The following is a 19098-nucleotide window of genomic DNA, read 5'->3' as shown; positions in this document are numbered from 1 at the left end:
GCGCTGCGGCTTTGAAAGGCTTTTTTTCACCAAAACGGCGCTAAGTATTGACCCATAGGGCCGGCGCTTATTCGACGGTCACCGATTTTGCCAGATTGCGCGGTTGATCGACATCTGTCCCCTTAACCACGGCTACGTGATAAGCCAGTAATTGTACGGGGATGGCGTAAACCAATGGCGCGATAAGTGGGTGCACAACCGGCATCTCAATCGTGGCCAGGCACCCCTCACCCGCTTGCTCTATTCCTTGCGCATCGGAGATCAAAACCACCTTGCCTCCGCGCGCGCGAACTTCCTCCATATTGGAGACGGTTTTTTCGAACAAAGGACCAGACGGCGCGATCACTACAACAGGCACATCATCGTCAATCAGTGCAATCGGTCCGTGCTTCATTTCACCCGAGGCATAACCTTCGGCATGAATGTAGCTGATTTCCTTAAGCTTTAGCGCCCCTTCGAGCGCCAAGGGGTAATCCTGACCACGCCCCAGATAGAGCACATCGCGCGTCTGCGAAAAGTGGTGCGCCATCGCGGCGATGTCATCGTCATGAGAAAGCGCGGCGTTGAGAGCAGCAGGCGCTTCCAAGAGGTGAGTGACGACCTCGCGCTCTTCCTCGCGGCTCATACGGCCTTTTTTCACGGCCATATGCGCGGCTAGAGCTGCCAGAACGGCAAGCTGGCAAGTGAATGCTTTTGTCGAGGCGACGCCGATCTCTGGCCCTGCGTGGGTTGGCAGCAGAAGATCCGCCTCGCGCGCCATTGAACTGGTGGGCACATTGACCACCACCGCAATCACCTGACCGTTTTCCTTGCAATGGCGAAGCGCAGCCAGCGTGTCGGCTGTCTCCCCGCTTTGCGAGATAAAGAGCGCTAGCCCTCCCTCTTCGAGCACGGGATCGCGGTAGCGAAATTCAGAGGCCACATCGATATCGACGGGCACACGGGCGAATTGTTCGAACCAGTACTTCGCAACAAGCCCGGCGTAATACGACGTGCCGCAAGCAACGATCGTGAGGCGGCGAATGGCGGAAATATCAAAGTCGAACTGAGGCAAGGCAACCGACACATCTTCTCGCCGCAAATAAGAGGAGAGCGTTTGCGCAACGACGGTTGGCTGCTCCCAAATCTCTTTTTGCATGAAGTGGCGATAATTGCCCTTCTCTACCGCCGCGGCTGACGCGCCTGATGCCTGAATGGCGCGTGTTACCGCATTGCCATCGCCATCAAAAATCTGCGCGCCGTCTTGGCGAACGACGACCCAATCACCTTCTTCGAGATAGGTAATCTTTTGGGTGAGCGGGGCAAGCGCTAGGGCATCAGAGCCCAAGAACATCTCATTCTCGCCATAGCCCACCACCAATGGGGAACCGAGGCGTGCACCGATCAAAAGGTCGGGATGCGCGCGGAAAGTAATCGCCAGTGCAAAAGCACCGCGAAGCCGCGGCAAAACAGCGCGCACCGCATCTTCGGGGCTTGCTCCTGCTTCGATCTGAGCGGAGATCAAATGGGCGACAACCTCGCTATCGGTTTCGCTTTCGAATGTCCGCCCAGCCCCGGCCAGTTCGGCCCTCAGCTCTTTGAAGTTCTCGATAATCCCATTGTGGACGATTGCGACTTCGTCCGTTGCGTGAGGGTGCGCATTGGCCGCCGTTGGCGCGCCGTGAGTGGCCCAGCGGGTGTGTGCAATCCCGGTTGTGCCGGGCGCCGGTTCGTTTTCAAGAACGCCAGCAAGGTTCAGGAGTTTCCCTTCCGCGCGGCGGCGCACCATCTGGCCACCATCAAGCGTGCAAATCCCGGCGCTGTCATAGCCGCGGTATTCCATCCGCCTCAGGCCATCGACCAGCCGATCTTGAACCGCGTCTGCACTCACGATGCCGATAATGCCGCACATATCTGTCTTAAATTCCCTGAAAATTGGGCCAGTCGATGCGCTGGCGCTTACCCCGATGTCATGATTGCGCCTCTTAGTGGCAAAGCTTGAATAGAAGTTGAAGAGAAACCCGTGATTTCGCGCAAAAATTCTGGCCGCGTGCAAAATCCGGGGCGATCATGGTTTACGATTGCTTAAGCCCCCCTCGCTAGCACGGTTGGAAACACCGGGCGCGCACGCGTTTTGCGTCGCCGCGTAAGGGGGCGAAACCAGACTTATGAAGCTCATCATTCAGATACCCTGCCTCAACGAGGCCCAAGTGCTGCCAGAAACGCTGGCAAAGCTGCCGCGCTCTTTGCCGGGTGTCGATTGCATAGAATATTGCATCATCGACGATGGCAGCAGTGACGACACCAGCGGCGTAGCGAAGCGTTGGGGCGTGCATCATATCGTGCGCCATCGAGGCAATCGCGGGCTTGCCGAGGCGTTTCGCAGCGGCATCGACAAATGCTTGGCTGAAGGCGCAGACATCATCGTCAACACCGATGCTGATGGCCAATATGAAGGCGCCGACATCGCCAAGATCGTCGCGCCCGTGGTGGCAGGCGAGGCGGACATTTGCATTGGCGACCGCTCGGTTGGCAACAATGCGCATTTCGGCCCGTTCAAGCGCCTGCTTCAACGGCTGGGCTCTTATGTGGTGCGCACTTTGTCTGCGACCGACATTACCGATGCGGTGAGCGGGTTTCGCGCAATCAGCCGCGATGCTGCCCAGCGCATCAATATCACCACCGATTTCAGCTACACCACCGATATGCTGATTCAGGCCGGGCGTAAGCGCCTGTCGATCACCAGCGTGCCGGTGCGCACCCATGCCGCAACGCGCCCCTCGCGCCTGTTCAAGTCGATCCCGCGCTTTATTCAGCAAACGGGTGTGACGATCCTGCGCGCTTACACGACGTTCAATGCACTGCGAGTGTTCGTGGGCTTGGGCGCATTGGCGACCGTTCTTGGCCTTCTGCCGATTGCGCGTTTCCTTTGGTTTTACGCCAATGGTGATGGCGAAGGGCACGTTCAGTCACTCGTCATTGGCGGCGCTTTGCTCATCATCGGCGTTCTGGTGAGCGTGCTTGGTATTCTGGCTGATCTGATCGCCACCAATCGCAAGCTTCTGGAAGCCAATATGCTCAAGCTTCGCCGGATTGAAGAGCGGCTTGATCGCGGCGAGAAGGTTGACCTGCAAACGGACGAAACGCCAAAGGCGTCAGAGGTAAGGCGGCGAGCATGACGACGGCGACCTTGGAGCGCCCGCAAGAGCCCAGCGGGGCCGCGAGCGCTCTGACTCATTTGGTTTCGAAATATTGGCCTACTGCGCTGCTCATCCTCATGGGGGCGCTGCATTGTCATCTGGGGCTTACCCGCTCGATCAATTGGGACGAATTCTGGTTCTATTCGCAAGTCGAAAGCCTAGCAGCTGGCCGCTACCTCCAACCACTTCAAACCTTACACACACAGATGTTTGCATGGTGGTTGCCGCAGCTTGGCGGGACAGAGGTAGAGCACATTCTCGTCGCGCGCTGGGCGATGCTGGGCTTTACCGCGATTGCGGGCGCGGCGATCTTTATCGTGGCGCGCAAACTCACCGATAAGAAGGCTGCTATCCTTGCGGTCGCGGCTTATTTGGGCGGCGGTTTCGTCCTCAACCACGCGACATCATTTCGCGTCGATGCGATTGCGGCGGCAACGCTTGGAACAGCGCTCGCGGTGGCAATGTGCACGAGGCTGCGCGCGCCCGCAATCCTTGCGCTTGGCGCGCTTATCGCTGTGTCAGCCATGGTCACGATCAAGTTCGTTCTGTGGTTTCCCGCTTTCCTTGGCGTTGCCTTGTGGCGCTGGGAAGAGGAAGGCTTCGACTGGCGTTACGCCGCGCGCTGGATGGCCGCTGGCTTGGCCGCTGCGGTTTTCGGTGCTGTTCTTTACCTGTGGCATTCAACAGCCGCGCAAGCGGGTCAGGCCGCGATGAGCACGGCCGATTATGCTAGCGGTTCGGCGAGCAAAATGTTCGGCCTGTTCCACTCGCCCTATCTTTATCTGATGCAGCACGCAGCACTAGTGAGCGCGCCACTCGCGCTTGGCGCGGTGTTGGTCCCCGTGCTGATCGCCAAGGACCAACGCAGCGCAGTAAAACGGGCCACATTGGCGCTTTTGTGGTTTCCGGTACTGACCCCGCTTTTCTACCATAATTCAGCGCCTTATTTCTACGTTTTCATCCTACCGCCGGTCGCCATGGCGGCCTCTGTCTCCTTCGCCCTTCTTGCCAAGCGATATGGCGCAGCGATGATCGCGGGCGCAATTTCTCTATTCGCAGTCATGGCTTGGATAACCAATGAAGACCCCGTGACCGAACGCCAGAACGCGTTGCTTTCCGCCGTGCACGATACCTTCGAAGCGCCCGTCGCTTATTTCGATTGTTGCGGCATGATCGGACGCTTTCCAAAAGCAAATGGCTTTATGACCCCGTGGGGAATCGAAGGATACCGCACCGCCGGCGTGCCAAAATTCGCGGACACAATGGCGCAGCAGCCCGTCCCGCTCCTGTTCGATAATGAGCAGATGTTTGCGCCTCTGTTTGAGAGCGACAATCCCACATTCTTTCACCCTGACGACGAAGCAGCCTTGCGCGGCACATATCGACAATTCTGGGGTGACCTTTATCTCGCAGGCCGCAATTTGGACGCGGGCGAGGAAATCGAATGGGAGGTTCTCGTCCCCGGCACCTACACCGCGTCGAGCGCATTGCTGATCAATGGCGAGCGGTTCGAAGGCGGCGAAACGGTTGAGCTGTCTCGCGGCAATGCCTCAATCGCTAATCTTTCGAACAAACCCGCTCACATCATTTGGGGCGATAATATCGCGCCTCCCGAAATGACTCCTCCGAGCGATTATTGGGGCGGATTTTGATGGAGGCGAACACGCTCTCATCAACGGCGAATGCCAAAACCAAGGTGTCGCGCGTTCTTTTCATCACCCGCAAATGGGGCCCGGCGATTGGTGGGATGGAAACCTATTGCGAACGCTTGACCGAAGAATTGGCGAAGCTTGCACCGGTCGATGTGGTGGCGCTGAAAGGCCGCGCTAATGGCTCGCCGCCAAGCGCTTTTTCGCTGCTCTTTTTTCCTTTCAGTGTGCTTTGGGTGCTTTTCAGTACCCGTCAACGCCCATCAGTCGTTCACCTTGGAGATATGGCAATTTGGCCGCTCGGACTGCTTGCGCTCGCCTTTTTCCCAAGCGCTCAGTTGGTGCTGTCGGCGCATGGAACCGATGTCGCTTATGGTGCGCGTGGCGGGCTAAAGGGGAGCCTTTACAGCCAATACCTTCGCATCGGTTCACGCCTCTTACGCCGGGCGAGCGTTATCGCAAATTCTCGTGCGACTAAGGCCCGCCTTCAGAAAATCGGCTGGAATTGCAGTGCAGTAGTGCCGCTTGCGACCGATCTTCGCAGCGACGCGACCACGGACTACAACCCAAAAACACTGCTCTTCGCAGGCCGTCTGGTAACACGAAAAGGGCTCGGCTGGTTCGTGCGCGAAGTCCTGCCTCTGCTGCCGCGAGATGTGCGGCTAAGCGTCATCGGCACGCGCTGGGACGCCTCCGAAGAAAGCGCGTTGGAACATCCTCAAGTCGATTTTCATGGCGGAATGCCTCAAGCCGATCTTGCCAGGCGTTTCGCAGAGGCGGCCTGCGTCATAGTGCCCAATATAGAGCCGGAAAACGGTGAATATGAAGGCTTTGGCCTGATCGCTCCCGAAGCGGCGAGTGCTGGCGGCGTCGTCATTGCAAGCGCCAGCGGCGGGCTCACCGATGCGGTGCGCGAAGGCGAAACAGGGTTCTTGGTCGAGGCTGGCAACCGTCAAGCTTGGGCCGCCAAAATCGCCGAAGTTTTGGATTGGGAGGCGGCAACGCGCCGCCAATTTATCGCCAGTTCTCAAGAGGTTGCACAATCCCACTACGCCTGGGAACGCGTGGCGAAGGAAACCGCGGCAGTTTACGCGCGCTAACGCCCGCGATTGCGCAAAGATTTCAAGGCGGTCCCCGGATCGCTCAACACCGCGCGCGCCAGATGCGGCAGATGCGCACGCGCGTGCCACATGAAAGCGGCGAGGCACGCAGGCGAGGAAAGCCCTTTGCCCCGCGACAAAATTGCATCGGCGAGCAGCCCCGCGCTCATCCGCCTGACCCAGCGCTGATGCGCTTTGGTGGGAGCGGCCGCGCAGTCATGCGCCACCATCGCATCCACGCCTGCGACCGCCTTTCGGATCACATCAGGCGTTGCCACTGCATTGTAGGAAAACAGCGCCATCAGCGGCTCGAGCCCTGACACAATCTCGCCCGTCAATCGCGTCCGCAGATTGGCTCGCCCGATCGCAGCACAGTTCTGTGCCTGTTCGTGGCGCTTGGCATGGGTGATCGCGCCTTCGTGGCGGCGATATTGGATAAGGCAATCGGCAAGCCTTCGCGTGGGCCCAATCGCGGCGAGCCTTGCCCACAAGTCAAAATCCTGCGCGGTTTTGAAGCGCTCATCATAGAGCATTGGCGTCGTCCCATCGGGGCACCGGCGGAAGAAAAAGGTGGGGTGCGGTGCAGGCGGGTTCCAACCAAGCAGCCAGCGCACCTGCCAGTCATCAAGCGGCTCGCTGCCCCGGCTAAGCACGCGGCCCTCAGCGTCGATCATCTCGAAATTGGCAACGATACCAACCTCTTGCGGGTGGGCGATCATATGCGCGTGTTGAATTGAGAGCCTATTGGGCAGGCAGATGTCATCAGCATCAATGCGCGCGATAAACTCTCCGCTCGCCTCTTCGAGCCCGCGATTGAGCGAGCGGGTCAGGCCCCTATTCGTCTCATTCGTAAGCACACGAATGCGCGGGTCGCGCGCCGCCGCCTCAGCCAGCATTGCTGCTGTCCCATCGCTTGACGCATCATCGACGATCACAAATTCGTAGTCGGTAAAGTCCTGCGCAGCCACGCTCGCCAGCGTCTCGGCCAGAAACGCCTCGCCATTGTGCACTCCCATCAAGACACTGACCGCCGGCATTACAGACGCGCATCCACCAGATAGAGCGCGCGGTAGCCCTTATGGGTCGAATCAACCACAATCGTGCCCCCGTCGCGCGACCAGCGCGGGTGGAGGTCGCAGCGCCACTCATCCTGATAGCGCTTGTCAGCCCAAAGCCGCCCCAACTCGCGCCGCGCGCTTGCGTGATCGTCGAGGACGAACAACGTCTGCTCGCCAAAGAGGTCGGGATAGGTGTCGGTTACCCATGCCCCGCTTTGCGCGTGCTGGCTTGGGTGTCCATCCACGCCTGGAGTAGCCGCAGACAGCGGCTTCAAAGACCCATCGCGGCAGTCAAACACCAGATATTGCGAGGTTATGCCGGAATTTGAGGTGTAGACAATGCGGTCTTCGTCGAGCCACCAATAATGGGAGGCGCGGCCCGGCAGCTTTACGTGGGTGAGCCCCGACCCATTGCAATTGCCGATCACCGCATCGACCGTCCATCCGTGCACATCCTCAGGATTGGGAAGCCGTTTGTAGAGCACAGTGAATCGGCTCCCCTCAGGGCTCAAAAGCGCTGCATTGAGGTAGTGATATTCATGCGGGCCAGCACCGGGCACGAGCTGCGCGAAATCGGGCAGCGAATAGGCAAGTTCAGCCTTGCCGCTTGCAAGGTCGACCAATGTCACCCCGTCGCCCTCTGGCATATTCTGTGCGGCAAAGGGGTCATCCAGAAGCGGATAGCCGTAGCCGGGGCGACATTTGGCAAGCCGCGCAAAATTGAGCGAAAGGCCCACGCCCGCTTCCTCATTCACGTCGAACAAAGGCACATCGCAGTGCTTTCGCGCAGCGCTTCCCTCTTCAGCGATGCAATGCACAGGCGCGCCGTCCACCACGGCGTTAAACGCCAGCGTTCGCGGGCCCGCGCTGTCCCACCAGCGCAGGCGCGCGCCCATTTGCCAGCACCAAAGCTGCGTCTCGGCGACCGGATGCCACTTGCCTGATGCCACATCGAACCATCCCACTTGCGCTGCCTCGCGCCCCGTTACAGCCGTGCGTGCCGCCTTTGCCGCATGGGCCAAAACCGCACCCCCGTCGGCGGACATGGGCTGAACCTCGTAATAGCCTGCAAAGGTTTCATGCCCTGCAACGCGGTATTCACGCGCGCGCGGCTCAGCGGGCACGCGCCCCTGAACGCGGCGCAGGCTTCGCAAAACAGGCGGCAAAACTTGCGTTTTCAGCGCCCGGCGCACCGGACGCGGCACGGCCATTGCAAGTGAAGAGATAATTTTGCGACTCATGGGGACGCGCATTAACCTGTCAGTTACTAAGATTTCTTACCCCTTAGGCATAAATTCCGGTTTCGCCTTACAAGCGGCCTGCGAGTTTTCCCAAACCGCCTTCACCGGCGCAGATAAAAGAGCACACACCATGGCGAGCGCAGCTCCTTCTCCGGGCAACCTTTACGACAGCAGCTTTCACGCTGACCGCGATGCGCGTACGCGAGCGGCTGCGCGCCTGATCCTGGGCCATGTCCAACGCTGGATCGCACCCAAGAGCGTGAGCGATGTCGGATGCGGTGTCGGCACATGGCTTGCCGTGGCTGAGGAGCTCGGGATTGATAAGGTGCACGGATTTGAAGGGCCCTGGGCAAAGACGGCCAATCTGGTGCTTGATGAGGCGCAGGTTAGCTTCATGAACCTTGAAGAGAGCGTGACCTGCAAGGAGCGCTTTGATCTTGTGATCTCGCTGGAGGTTGCAGAGCACCTTGCCGAGAGCCGGGCTAAGAGCTTTGTCGGTGATCTTTGCGCGCTTGGAGACTGCGTGCTTTTTTCCGCTGCGATCCCGATGCAAGGGGGCACGGGCCATGTGAACGAACAATGGCAAAGCTATTGGGCCGAGCATTTTGCAGCCCACGGCTACACCGCGTTTGACCCGGTGCGCCCGCTGATCTGGCAGAATAGCGAGATCGCCTTCTGGTATCGCCAGAATATGCTGGTTTTTGCGCGGCAAGGCTCCGAGGCCGAGGCTAAATTGCAGGCGCAAGGGTTCGCAGAGTCCGCCATGCTCGACTTGGTGCATCCGGACCAATATCTCCACGCAGAGGCCGCACAGCCCGCGCGCGCGATCAGCCGCAAGGTGAAGCAGGTCTTTGGAAAGGCCTGATTAGGTGGCCTTGGCGGTGTCACGCACAGCGTTTCTGGCGACCCACCAGCCATAGGCTGCCCACACCAGCTCGAAAGCGATGTGAGCCGCTCCAATCCCGACAAGGCCAAGCGGCTGAATAGTCCACACAAGAACTGCGAAAAACGCCACCGTTCCAGCGATAACCGAGCCTAGAAAACGGCCGCTTTGCCCGAGCGCAAGGAGCAGGGGCATCAGCGTCACACCTGAAAGATAGAGCCCACGCGCTGCGAAAAGCAACACCGTGATTGTGGCGGCTGCGGCAAAGTCCGCGCCAAAGCCAATCATCAAGATGGGCTCTGCAAAGACGTACATCACGCCTGCAAGGATAAGCCCAGCGGCAAAGGCAAAGCCAGCGATCCTCGCGCCGTAACGAAGTGCCGCCTGTCGTTCGCCAACCTCAACAAAGCGCGCAATTGGGGCGCTGGCGATTTGTTGCAGAGGCCTGCCTAACTGCCCGACCAGATTGGCAAGGTTCTTAGCCGCGCGTAAAAGTCCAGCTGCTGCTGGCCCCAGCACTGCCCCTGCAAGAAGGACGTCCGCCTCCTGGCTCAACATCCGGATGCCGAAGGTCGCATTGGTTTGCCACATCATCGGCCAGAAGCCCGGTGACTGTGCAATCGCGCCGCGCGCATCGGCGCTGCTCAAGTTTTCCATTCCAAGACGGCGCAACAGCAGCATCGACCAGCCGAGATAAATCAGATTGGCGAGCGCCTCACCCACGAGCCAAATCAGCAAAAATGTCTGAGCGCCCGCATTCATGGCCCAAGCGGCCAATGACCCTGCAAGGATTACAAGGGACGAACACGCCGGGCGCAGAGAAATCGCGCCGAAGCGATCAAAGCACCGAAGTGCCGCCTCTATTGCACCAAATGCCCTGGTCGAAATTACCAGCGCATAAGCGCCCGCATACCATAGCCAGTCGCCTGTAATACCGAGCCAATCTGCGGCGAGAGGCAAAGCGAGGATCGCCACCAAGGTCGCAAGAAACGCTGTTCCAAAATCAACGCAAAGCCCTGCTTTCACAAGGCCGCGAAGGCGAGGCTCATCGCCCTTTTCCTGTGCCCCGGCCATGAAATTAGTGAGGACATTCACCGATTGGAAATTAACAATTCCATCAACAAAGCGGACATAGGCTTGAACGACGATCAAAAGCCCCAATGCCGCCAATTCGAGAGCTTGCGCCGCAACGGCAAAGATTGCCAATTGCAAGACGCCATTGGCGGCGTTCCCGCTTACCAATTTGCTCCATGCAATGAGCAACTTATTCATGGGACCAGATGCTTTCATCTATCGCTCGTCGCCAAGCCACCGCCACAGGTGTTTATACGAGGAGGCTTCGTTTCAATTTGCGCTAAGGTGCCCTAGCCCAACTGCCCCCGTTGAAGCGATAGGAACCCCCTTGATTTGCACGGGAAAGGCAAACCGCATGGCCTTGGCGAAAAATTAAGGTTTCCGAATTATTCACCACATTTCGAGAGACGCTGTTCGTGATATTCGCGAAGAAGCAATTGATGAATAAGTTTGAGCCTGGGGGCTAAGTTAATGAGCGCATTCGGCAAAAAAGGTGGCGCAGGCGGCATGAGGCCCGGCGCAAAACCTGCCTTTGGCGTTGCACGACCGATGAAGGGTGGAAGCCCTGCATCAGAGGAAACAAAAGGTGGTGAGCAATTCCCGCCATTGCCTGGAGCGGGCGGCAACGCTGAAGCTCCAAAACCAAGCGCCCCTCCCCCGCACAGTCCTTCGTCTGGCAATGCGACCGCAAGTGCGATGGATCGCCTGCAGGAACGCATGAACGCAACCAACGCTGCCGAAGCAGAGGCAGGTGGTTTTGAGGCCAGCGTTCACAAGATTAAAGAACAGGTTCTCCCGCGCCTTCTCGAGCGTGTCGATCCTGAAGCGGCCGCGACACTTACCAAAGAAGAGCTGTCGGAAGAATTCCGCCCGATCATCATGGAAGTGCTGGCCGAGCTGAAGGTCACGTTGAACCGCCGCGAGCAATTTGCTCTCGAAAAAGTTCTGATCGACGAGCTTTTGGGCTTTGGTCCATTGGAAGAGCTTCTGAATGACCCGGACGTTTCCGATATTATGGTCAACGGTCCCGACCAGACTTATATCGAGAAAAAGGGTAAGCTTGTTATCGCGCCCATTCGCTTCCGCGATGAGCAGCACCTTTTCCAGATCGCACAGCGCATCGTGAACCAGGTTGGCCGCCGCGTTGACCAGACCACCCCGCTTGCTGACGCCCGTTTGAAAGACGGCTCTCGTGTGAACGTCATCGTTCCGCCGCTGAGCTTGCGCGGCACAGCGATCTCAATTCGTAAATTCTCCGAGAAACCGATCACCTTGGATATGCTCAAGGAATTTGGCTCGATGTCGGAGAAGATGTGTACTGCATTGAAAATCGCGGGCGCGTGCCGGATGAATATCGTTATCTCAGGCGGTACGGGTTCGGGTAAAACGACCATGCTCAACGCGCTGTCGAAGATGATCGACCCGGGTGAGCGCGTTCTGACGATCGAGGACGCCGCCGAACTTCGCTTGCAACAGCCGCACTGGCTGCCGCTCGAAACGCGCCCGCCTAACCTTGAGGGCCAAGGCGCGATTACCATCGGCGACCTTGTGAAAAACGCCCTGCGTATGCGTCCTGACCGGATCATCCTTGGTGAGATTCGTGGCGCTGAATGTTTCGACCTTCTCGCCGCTATGAACACGGGCCACGATGGCTCCATGTGTACGCTCCACGCCAACTCCCCGCGCGAGTGTTTGGGCCGGATGGAGAACATGATCCTGATGGGCGACATCAAGATCCCTAAGGAAGCGATTTCGCGTCAGATCGCAGAATCGGTTGACCTGATCGTTCAGGTAAAGCGTCTGCGCGACGGCTCACGCCGCACCACCAACATCACCGAGGTGATTGGGATGGAAGGCGACGTGATCGTGACCCAAGAGCTGTTCAAGTTTGAATATCTCGACGAGAGCGAAGACGGCAAGATCATGGGCGAATTCCGCTCAAGCGGTCTGCGTCCCTATACGCTTGAGAAAGCGCGCCAATTCGGGTTTGACCAGGCTTACCTAGAAGCCTGCCTTTAAGGCAGGCCGCCCTCAGGCGCCGGGCGCGAGCCATCCGGCTCGCTTGGCTACGGCCTAACTGGCTTGCGCTGTCGCGCTTGCACTCGCTTTCTGCTCGCGAATCTGGAAACGTGTTTCTCAGCCTGTGATCTCCTGCGCAAGCAGGATTCCAGCTTCCAAGGGTCCAAGATGGGCTCCTGCCTTCGCAGGAGCGCACGCTTTTATAAATTCCCCAACACAACCGGCAGGCTCATCGCGAGGCACCCGCCACCGATAATGGCTAGGCCAAGGAACAGCCCCGTCCAAGGCACGAACCCCACGCGCTCCAAGCGATCCACCGAGCGGCGCTTTTCGCGCAGGCGGTCCATGATGAGGCACACCACTGCCAATGACCAGCACACCGCGCCCGCCACGGCAAGCAGCGCGGCATCACTGGCAAAAGTCAAGACGTGCAGCAATTCCATCGCGCCCATTTAGGCAGCGTTGCAAACCACGCAAGTTCGCAGGCAAGTTTGTAACGGAAAGATTGCGCAATTGTCCAAGCGCCCTAAAGCGTTTAAGCAATGGATGGATCAGTCGCCCGACCCCGCCCCTTTCTAGCGCTTGGTATCAGACTGGCGGCTGCAGCCACGCTTGCGACCATGTCCATGCTGGTCAAAGTGACAGAGGCGCGCGGCGCATCTCTAACAGAGCTGGTGTTTTGGCGACAGCTCATCACATTGGTTTGCATCACCGGATTGCTAGCCGCTTGGGGCAGGCTTTCCGATCTCAAGACAAAACGTCTGCGTGCCCACGGTAACCGTGCGATTATGGGGATCACCGGAATGTTCCTCGTATATGGCGCGGTCGTTCTGCTTCCACTGGCTGAGGCGAGCGCGCTTGGGTTTACCTCGCCGCTCTTCGCCGTGTTACTCGGCGTAATCTTGTTCAAAGAGAAGCCGGGCAAATATCGCTGGGGCGCGGTGGCGCTTGGTTTTGCAGGGGTTCTTGTCCTGACCCAGCCCGCCTTTGGCCTTGGCGCAGGCACCGGGATCGATCCGCTTGGCGCGGCCGTCGGCTTGTTTGCGGCGCTTTGGGTTGCGATCATCAGTATGCAAATTCAGGATCTCAATAAAACCGAAAGCCCGTGGAGCATCGTCTTCTGGTTCACTGCCTTCACCACGCCTTTGATGGCGCTTGCCCTGCCTTTCGTTTTCGTCCCGCACGATCCAGTGACCTGGGGACTTATTCTGGCGATGGGACTGTGCGGCGCGCTTGCGCAAATGCTTTTGACCGCGAGTTTGCGCTTTGGCTCTGCGGGCGTGATCTTACTGATGGATTACACCGGGCTCTTGTGGGCGACCTTTTATGGATGGAGCGTCTTTGAACGCACACCTCCATCAAGCTTGTGGTTTGGCGCACCTCTCATCGTTGCAGCAGGCGCCCTTATCGCATGGCGCGAACGTCGCCTCGCAGCCGAGCGCCGGATAAAACGGCAAGAATTGGAACGCATCGCACGGTGAGTGGGTAGCCTGATCGTACCGACGTACTTCACAGGAGAACCACCGATGATCCGCAAGACAATGATCGCAATCGCGCTTGGCGCAATGACCCTTAGCGCCGCAGCCTGCAACACCGTTCGCGGCGCTGGCGACGATCTCAAATCCGCCGCTGATGCGGTTGACGAAGAGACTTGAAGTTGAGGGGTAAACTGACCCGAAAGAGGGCTCGCCTGAACGGTGGGCCCTTTTTTAATGTAGGGTACACAGGAAGTTTCGGATAATGTGATCGGGATAAGGAGCTACCAAATGAACCGTTCGACCACTCAAAAAGCCGTCCTTGCGATTGTCCTTGGTGCAGTCACAATCACGACCGCTGCGTGCAACACAGTCAAGGGCGTTGGCCGCGACATTGAATCTGTGGGACAGGCCGGGGAAGATGTCATCAAGGGCAATTGAGCTTCACCCTTCCCTTAAAGCTGGCTTGAAGTCGACATTCTCCCCCTCAATCTCGCTTTAGCTTGAGCCTCAAGCTCGCTTTAGCTTCAGCCTCAAGCTGACTTAAGCTTTACGATAAATCAGCATCAAATTGTTCGCGGGCATCTCATATCGAGCTGCTCGCTCGAAACCGTGCGCGCGTGCGGTCGCGTCCACTTTTTCAGCATCACGAATGCCCCAATTCGGATTTCGAGCTTTCAAGCTCAAATCGAAGGCAAGGTTCGATTCCGCTGGTGCCACCCCATGCTCAAAAAACGGACCATAGAGGATCAGGGGAAACCCTGAGCCGCCGGAGCTTTGTTCAGCGAGCCGCGCACTGCCTGCGAATAGACCAGTGCACGAAGCGTAGGCACTGATGTGAATCATGTTGATGCACACGGTAGCGGCAATTTTATGGGGTATTGCCCACGCCTTAGGCACGCTTGCATCGATACCCGTAACGTCCCTTAAGTTGGTTCCCTCATACTCCTTAGTATAAGCCCTGATCGAATTTTGGGCATCCAAATCCGGGTCGCTGGGCAGCCAATCGAGGTGCGGGAAGGTTTTCGCAAAAAAGACTACGTGTTCTCCAGAACCGCTGGCGACTTCCAGCACCGTCCCTTTTTTAGGGAGTTCTGCGGAGAGGACGCGCGCAATAGCCTCGCGATTGCGCAAAGTCGCTGGCGCATGGCGCTTGGCTCCATGCTCGCTGATATCGTCCATGCTGGTTGGGCTTGGCATAGTAGCGCGCTCAACTTAGCCTAGCTGACCTGCCTGTCCTGCCCTTCCCAATAAGGCGCGCGCAATTGGCGGCGCAGGATTTTGCCAGAAGCATTGCGCGGCATTTCCGGGATCACATCAATGCTCTTGGGTGCTTTGAATGCGGCGATCCTCTCGCGCGCATAGGCGATCACATCGCCTGCATCGATCTCCATTCCCGGCTTTGGCACACAGCACGCCTTCACCTCTTCGCCCCATTGCTCGGATGGAATGCCGATCACTGCGACTTCGGCGACCGCCGGGTGGCCATAAATCGCACTCTCGACCTCAGCGGGATAGACATTCTCGCCGCCTGAGATGATCATGTCCTTGATCCGGTCTTGAATGTAGACATAGCCATCTGCATCCATGATCCCGGCATCACCGGTGTGCAGCCAGCCATCGGCATCAATCGTGCTCGACGTGGCTTCAGGAAGCTTCCAATAGCCGGCAGTATTGGACGGGGATTTGATGCAAATCTCACCGATTTCGCCGCGCTCAACCTCTTTGTTGTCTTCGCCGCGGATCTGAATTTCTACGCCGGGAACAGCCTTACCCGCCGAACGCATCCGCTCATTGCCTTCAAGCGAGTGATCATCGGGCGGCAACATCGTCACCGTGCCGCAGGTTTCAGTCATACCGTAAACCTGCAAGAGCCCAGCGCCCGGCATAGTGGCAACGGTTTGCTTCAACAGCTCCAATGGCATGGGCGCTGCGCCATACATGAGATAGCGAAGGCCTGAAAAATCGGTTTCTTTCGCGAGCGGGTGCTGGATCACAAACTGGATAGCGGCAGGCACGAGGAACATATGCGTCGCCCCGTTCTGGATGGCGCGAAGGACACCGTCAGGCGTGAATTCGGGAAGAACCTGCGCCCGGACGCCATTGGACATCGCAATCGCAGCGAGCCCAGTCCCACCAATATGCGCGCATGGCATGGCGGCAAGAATACAATCTGTCTCTTCATATTGCTGCCAAGGTTGATCCTCCTCAACGCTGGGCTTTCGCAGGGAGAACATATTGCGGTTGGAAAGACCTACACCCTTCGGATTGCCAGTCGTGCCCGATGTGTAAAGTTGCAGGATGGCATCATCCAAATCAGCAGGCTCATAGCTTGCTGGCTCCATCCCCTCAGCAGCACGAAATGCTGCTTCAGCCTCAAACACGCGCGGGGGGGGGTCCATCGCGCCTGTAACTTCGCTTGCCGTATCGATGAAGCCTTCCTCAACGAACAACAGCTTTGCACCAGTGTCCTTAAGGATATAGGCGATTTCAGGCGGAGCGAGACGCCAACCCACCGGTGCCATTGCGGCCCCAATACGGGCTGCGGCATAGAGGAGAAGGAAATAACGGTCCGAATTCTTGCCCAGCCACGCGATCCTGTCACCGCGTCCAACTGAGTTTTCGGCAAAGAACGCAATCAGTTGCCGCGTCAGTTTCTCAGCTTCGCCGTAAGTTGTGATCCGCCCGTCCATCTCAAGCGCGGTACGGTCAGGCGCAACTTCGCCCCAGTGCTTCAAAAATTCATCAAACGACAGATAGTCAGCGGTGGCTCCAGTCGCCATTCCTTGCTCTCCCCAAAGTTCTCTCGCGGGAGAAGCTAGGCAAATATCCTGAGCCCGTCCATATTTTTACTGAGGAGATTTGCGTAAAGTTGCATCCTTGCAACCGAAATCTAATTCCAGCGCCCTTTGGCACGGGCACGAGGTTCGCGGATGATGAGCCATAGGAATAATCCAGCCGGTCCGGCGATGAATGTTAGAGCCAAGACCGGGGCCTGAATAAAGCGTGAGACAAACTTTGCATCGGCATCGCGCGCAATCCAAAGGCCGACGAACAGGTCAAAGGCGAGATAATGCACCCAGCCGATTGTCACGCCGCCGTCGCTTGCGAAAATGTCGCGCACACCTTCGATAGATGTGAAGTTCGCACCAGAGCCGCCCTCGCCAGCCGGGATAACACCTGAAAGCACTCCGCCAAGCGCCACGGCATAAACCATGCACAAAAGCCCCACGCCAAGATACAGGACGCCGGCCAAGGCAGTCGGATGGCGCGGAAGGAATATAAGCACGCCCCAAGCGATCATCGCCAAAACATTGGCGGCTGAAAAAATGGTACTCCAATCCATCTCTGGCTCCCCTCGTTACTCGTCTTGCGGCGAAGTTTTCGCGCGCCATTCACGCGCGGCGCGTTTGATTGCGTCGTTATCGTGGGTAAAGCGTCCTGACGCTTTGCGCAAAGCCAGCCCCATCGCTGCCTCGCATACAATGTCTGCGTCGATGGAACGATAGCCCGACCATTTGCTCGGCAAAAGCGGATCAAGCACGGGACTTGCGATCTGGGCTATGGCTTCGAGCGGTCGCAGATCGTCAATGCGCGAACCTTTGAGAAGGCCTGGGCGTAGAATATCGACACGCTTGAGGCCGATCCGCGATACCGCATCCTCTGCCTCGCCCTTGGTGCGCATATAAAAGCTTTTCGACCTTGCATCAGCGCCCGACGAACTGACCATGACAAAGTTGGGTATGCCGACCTTGTGCGCAGCCTTCGCCGTGTTGACGATCAGATCATAATCAACAGCGCGAAAGGCGGCTTCATCGCGGCCAGCCTTCTTCCATGTGGTGCCAAGCGCGCAAATGAGTGCAGCGGGTTTGACCGCCTCAAGCACCTCGCCCCATTTATCAGGATCGGCGACGAACATCTCGACCTTGGCACCTTTCGGCAAGCTCGCCTCGCGCCGGGCAACGCCAACCATGCGCACCTCATCGCCAGCGCTTGAAAGCGCAATTAAGCGGCGACCGATGAGCCCTGTTGCACCGACAAGACCGATACGGATGGGCCCGCTGGGACGGGCGGAGGCATCAGACATTGATAAGCCCTTGCGGGACATCGCCGCTGATGCGCGAAAGCTCTCGCATGGCGAAACGGTCGCTCATCCCGGCGATAAAATCGGTGATCGTGCGCGAGTGTTGGGGTTCATTCTCGCTCAAGCGCGCCTGCCAATCGGCGGGCATAAGCTTTGGATCATTGGAATAGGCATCGAACAAACGCGCTATCACATCGCGGGCATGGTCGGCGGCGGATACTTGTTCTGGGTGATAATACAGCTTTTCGTACATAAAGGCTTTCAGTTCGCGCTCCTGCTTTGCCATGTCGGGCGAAAACCCCGCCAATTGACGCCCCGCCGCGCGCACCTCGGCGACGCTTTCAAAGCCATTCGTTTGCGTCCTAGTGTGCTCCAGCACATCGTTCACCATCAACCCAATCTGATCCCGAATAAGTTCGCGCAGTAAGCGGTCCTGGGGCGCGCTGGGAAAGCGTTTTTCGACCGTGCGCCATTGATCTGCGAGGAAATCGAGTTCCATCAGGTCGTCAAGCGTCAAGAAGCCTGCGCGAAGGCCATCGTCGATGTCGTGATTGTCATAGGCAATGTCGTCAGCGACCGCCGCAATTTGAGCCTCAATCGAAGCATAAGAGCCAAGGTCAAGCGCAAATGCGTCGTTCAATTCGGCAAGCGCCCAGTTTGGTTCGCTCACCGGGCCATTGTGCTTGGCCAGACCCTCAAGCAAATCCCACGTCAGGTTCAATCCCTCGTGGGAAGGATAAGGGCTCTCAAGGCGCATGACCGTGCGCAGTGTTTGGGCATTGTGGCAAAACCCGCCATGATCCGCCATCGCCTCCGCCAATGCGTCTTCGCCTGCATGACCAAAAGGCGGGTGGCCAAGATCATGCGCCAGACACAAGGCTTCGGTCAGGTCTTCGTCCACTCTCAAAGCGCGAGCCAGAACTCGTCCGATCTGAGCCACCTCAACACTGTGAGTGAGCCTTGTGCGATAGTGGTCCCCATCGGGAGCGATGAATACCTGTGTCTTTGATTTGAGACGGCGAAAGCTCATCGAGTGGATGATACGGTCCCGGTCGCGCTGAAAATCGGTGCGCGGCCCGCGTTGCTCTGATGCTGTTACAGGTTCCGGGGGCCCGTTTTCCGCAAGACGGGCAAACTCACGCCCCCCATGGGCAAAGGGATCGGCAGCAAAAGGCGCTCTGGAAATCGCTTCGTTCGGCACGAACCCCGCTTAAGCGAGCGCAAAGCGCGGCTCAACGGGAACAGATCGGCAACGTGATATGATTATCGTGGACAGCCTCGCGCGCTGGGAAGGCGATGTTCCATAAATGCGAATTGGGAAAAAATGGGACCGCCT

At 58.0% G+C, this 19098-nt stretch carries 18 protein-coding genes; 8 read left to right on the top strand and 10 right to left on the bottom strand.

What is annotated here, in order from left to right:
- Positions 1-67: 67 nt before the first annotated feature.
- Complete coding sequence (gene glmS, locus INR77_RS07290; RefSeq protein WP_223073217.1) at positions 68-1891, bottom strand: glutamine--fructose-6-phosphate transaminase (isomerizing); 1824 nt, start codon at positions 1889-1891, stop codon at positions 68-70.
- Between the two features lie 256 nt (positions 1892-2147).
- Here glmS and INR77_RS07285 point away from each other — a divergent pair, with 256 nt between their 5' ends.
- Genes INR77_RS07285 through INR77_RS07275 form a run of 3 tightly spaced genes read left to right on the top strand, consistent with a single transcriptional unit; the run spans position 2148 to position 5928 of the window.
- On the top strand, positions 2148-3158 hold the full coding sequence (locus tag INR77_RS07285) for a glycosyltransferase family 2 protein (RefSeq protein ID WP_223073216.1): 1011 nt from the start codon (positions 2148-2150) through the stop codon (positions 3156-3158).
- Positions 3155-4831: a hypothetical protein gene (locus INR77_RS07280; RefSeq protein ID WP_223073215.1), complete on the top strand. Its 1677-nt coding sequence runs from the start codon at positions 3155-3157 to the stop codon at positions 4829-4831. Before INR77_RS07285 ends, INR77_RS07280 begins: the two co-directional genes overlap by 4 nt.
- Complete coding sequence (locus INR77_RS07275) at positions 4831-5928, top strand: glycosyltransferase family 4 protein (protein ID WP_223073214.1); 1098 nt, start codon at positions 4831-4833, stop codon at positions 5926-5928. The genes INR77_RS07280 and INR77_RS07275 overlap by 1 nt, the downstream gene beginning before the upstream one ends.
- On the opposite strand, the gene INR77_RS07270 is transcribed toward INR77_RS07275, so the two are convergent.
- Both INR77_RS07270 and INR77_RS07265 read right to left on the bottom strand, forming a co-directional pair.
- Positions 5925-6965: a glycosyltransferase gene (locus INR77_RS07270; RefSeq protein WP_223073213.1), complete on the bottom strand. Its 1041-nt coding sequence runs from the start codon at positions 6963-6965 to the stop codon at positions 5925-5927. The two genes, INR77_RS07275 and INR77_RS07270, sit on opposite strands and share 4 nt — an antisense overlap.
- Positions 6965-8227, bottom strand: coding sequence for a hypothetical protein (locus INR77_RS07265; RefSeq protein WP_223073212.1), 1263 nt, complete (start codon positions 8225-8227; stop codon positions 6965-6967). The genes INR77_RS07270 and INR77_RS07265 overlap by 1 nt, the downstream gene beginning before the upstream one ends.
- Positions 8228-8357: 130 nt before the next feature.
- Here INR77_RS07265 and INR77_RS07260 point away from each other — a divergent pair, with 130 nt between their 5' ends.
- Positions 8358-9092 (top strand): class I SAM-dependent methyltransferase, encoded by a 735-nt coding sequence (locus tag INR77_RS07260; protein WP_223073211.1) that lies wholly within the window; start codon positions 8358-8360, stop codon positions 9090-9092.
- Here the strand turns inward: INR77_RS07260 and INR77_RS07255 are convergent, their stop codons facing one another.
- Complete coding sequence (locus INR77_RS07255; protein WP_223073210.1) at positions 9093-10382, bottom strand: lipopolysaccharide biosynthesis protein; 1290 nt, start codon at positions 10380-10382, stop codon at positions 9093-9095. It abuts the gene before it with no gap.
- A 273-nt stretch (positions 10383-10655) separates the two neighbouring features.
- Between INR77_RS07255 and INR77_RS07250 the strand changes: the two genes are divergently transcribed.
- Positions 10656-12203, top strand: a complete 1548-nt coding sequence (locus INR77_RS07250) for a CpaF family protein (RefSeq protein WP_223073209.1) — start codon at positions 10656-10658, stop codon at positions 12201-12203.
- A 200-nt stretch (positions 12204-12403) separates the two neighbouring features.
- On the opposite strand, the gene INR77_RS07245 is transcribed toward INR77_RS07250, so the two are convergent.
- Positions 12404-12655 carry a hypothetical protein gene (locus tag INR77_RS07245; RefSeq protein ID WP_255573982.1) on the bottom strand — a complete coding sequence of 84 codons (252 nt, stop codon included), beginning with the start codon at positions 12653-12655 and terminating at the stop codon, positions 12404-12406.
- A gap of 90 nt (positions 12656-12745) precedes the next feature.
- Here INR77_RS07245 and INR77_RS07240 point away from each other — a divergent pair, with 90 nt between their 5' ends.
- From INR77_RS07240 to INR77_RS07235, 3 genes are all read left to right on the top strand, one after another.
- Positions 12746-13684, top strand: coding sequence for a DMT family transporter (locus INR77_RS07240; protein ID WP_223073208.1), 939 nt, complete (start codon positions 12746-12748; stop codon positions 13682-13684).
- A 45-nt stretch (positions 13685-13729) separates the two neighbouring features.
- Complete coding sequence (locus INR77_RS15890; protein ID WP_255573981.1) at positions 13730-13858, top strand: hypothetical protein; 129 nt, start codon at positions 13730-13732, stop codon at positions 13856-13858.
- Positions 13859-13969: 111 nt separating this feature from the next.
- On the top strand, positions 13970-14119 hold the full coding sequence (locus tag INR77_RS07235; RefSeq protein WP_223073207.1) for an entericidin A/B family lipoprotein: 150 nt from the start codon (positions 13970-13972) through the stop codon (positions 14117-14119).
- A gap of 102 nt (positions 14120-14221) precedes the next feature.
- Here the strand turns inward: INR77_RS07235 and INR77_RS07230 are convergent, their stop codons facing one another.
- From INR77_RS07230 to INR77_RS07210, 5 genes are all read right to left on the bottom strand, one after another.
- On the bottom strand, positions 14222-14860 hold the full coding sequence (locus INR77_RS07230; RefSeq protein ID WP_255573980.1) for a DUF938 domain-containing protein: 639 nt from the start codon (positions 14858-14860) through the stop codon (positions 14222-14224).
- A 38-nt stretch (positions 14861-14898) separates the two neighbouring features.
- Positions 14899-16461: a long-chain-fatty-acid--CoA ligase gene (locus tag INR77_RS07225; protein WP_223073205.1), complete on the bottom strand. Its 1563-nt coding sequence runs from the start codon at positions 16459-16461 to the stop codon at positions 14899-14901.
- 110 nt (positions 16462-16571) lie between these two features.
- Complete coding sequence (locus INR77_RS07220; RefSeq protein WP_223073204.1) at positions 16572-17024, bottom strand: ABA4-like family protein; 453 nt, start codon at positions 17022-17024, stop codon at positions 16572-16574.
- A 15-nt stretch (positions 17025-17039) separates the two neighbouring features.
- Positions 17040-17765 carry an NAD(P)H-binding protein gene (locus tag INR77_RS07215; protein ID WP_223073203.1) on the bottom strand — a complete coding sequence of 242 codons (726 nt, stop codon included), beginning with the start codon at positions 17763-17765 and terminating at the stop codon, positions 17040-17042.
- The gene (locus INR77_RS07210) at positions 17758-18963 is read right to left on the bottom strand and encodes a deoxyguanosinetriphosphate triphosphohydrolase (protein WP_255573979.1); all 1206 of its coding nucleotides are present in this window, start codon (positions 18961-18963) and stop codon (positions 17758-17760) included. The genes INR77_RS07215 and INR77_RS07210 overlap by 8 nt, the downstream gene beginning before the upstream one ends.
- Positions 18964-19098 lie beyond the last annotated feature (135 nt).

This window comes from Erythrobacter sp. SCSIO 43205 (assembly GCF_019904235.1).
Taxonomy (GTDB): Bacteria; Pseudomonadota; Alphaproteobacteria; order Sphingomonadales; family Sphingomonadaceae; genus Erythrobacter.
The sequence above is the reverse complement of the archived record's forward strand: the minus strand, read 5'-3'. Positions and strand labels throughout refer to the sequence as shown.

Coding starts and splice junctions, on each gene's coding strand:
- INR77_RS07280 (WP_223073215.1), top strand. CDS start 3,155: ATGACGACGGCGACCTTGGAGCGCCCGCAAGAGCCCAGCGGGGCCGCG.
- INR77_RS07285 (WP_223073216.1), top strand. CDS start 2,148: ATGAAGCTCATCATTCAGATACCCTGCCTCAACGAGGCCCAAGTGCTG.
- INR77_RS07270 (WP_223073213.1), bottom strand. CDS start 6,965: ATGCCGGCGGTCAGTGTCTTGATGGGAGTGCACAATGGCGAGGCGTTT.
- INR77_RS07240 (WP_223073208.1), top strand. CDS start 12,746: ATGGATGGATCAGTCGCCCGACCCCGCCCCTTTCTAGCGCTTGGTATC.
- INR77_RS07265 (WP_223073212.1), bottom strand. CDS start 8,227: ATGAGTCGCAAAATTATCTCTTCACTTGCAATGGCCGTGCCGCGTCCG.
- INR77_RS07250 (WP_223073209.1), top strand. CDS start 10,656: ATGAGCGCATTCGGCAAAAAAGGTGGCGCAGGCGGCATGAGGCCCGGC.
- INR77_RS07245 (WP_255573982.1), bottom strand. CDS start 12,655: ATGGGCGCGATGGAATTGCTGCACGTCTTGACTTTTGCCAGTGATGCC.
- INR77_RS07220 (WP_223073204.1), bottom strand. CDS start 17,024: ATGGATTGGAGTACCATTTTTTCAGCCGCCAATGTTTTGGCGATGATC.
- INR77_RS07235 (WP_223073207.1), top strand. CDS start 13,970: ATGAACCGTTCGACCACTCAAAAAGCCGTCCTTGCGATTGTCCTTGGT.
- INR77_RS07275 (WP_223073214.1), top strand. CDS start 4,831: ATGGAGGCGAACACGCTCTCATCAACGGCGAATGCCAAAACCAAGGTG.
- glmS (WP_223073217.1), bottom strand. CDS start 1,891: ATGTGCGGCATTATCGGCATCGTGAGTGCAGACGCGGTTCAAGATCGG.
- INR77_RS07225 (WP_223073205.1), bottom strand. CDS start 16,461: ATGGCGACTGGAGCCACCGCTGACTATCTGTCGTTTGATGAATTTTTG.
- INR77_RS07230 (WP_255573980.1), bottom strand. CDS start 14,860: ATGGACGATATCAGCGAGCATGGAGCCAAGCGCCATGCGCCAGCGACT.
- INR77_RS07255 (WP_223073210.1), bottom strand. CDS start 10,382: ATGAATAAGTTGCTCATTGCATGGAGCAAATTGGTAAGCGGGAACGCC.
- INR77_RS07215 (WP_223073203.1), bottom strand. CDS start 17,765: ATGTCTGATGCCTCCGCCCGTCCCAGCGGGCCCATCCGTATCGGTCTT.
- INR77_RS15890 (WP_255573981.1), top strand. CDS start 13,730: ATGATCCGCAAGACAATGATCGCAATCGCGCTTGGCGCAATGACCCTT.
- INR77_RS07260 (WP_223073211.1), top strand. CDS start 8,358: ATGGCGAGCGCAGCTCCTTCTCCGGGCAACCTTTACGACAGCAGCTTT.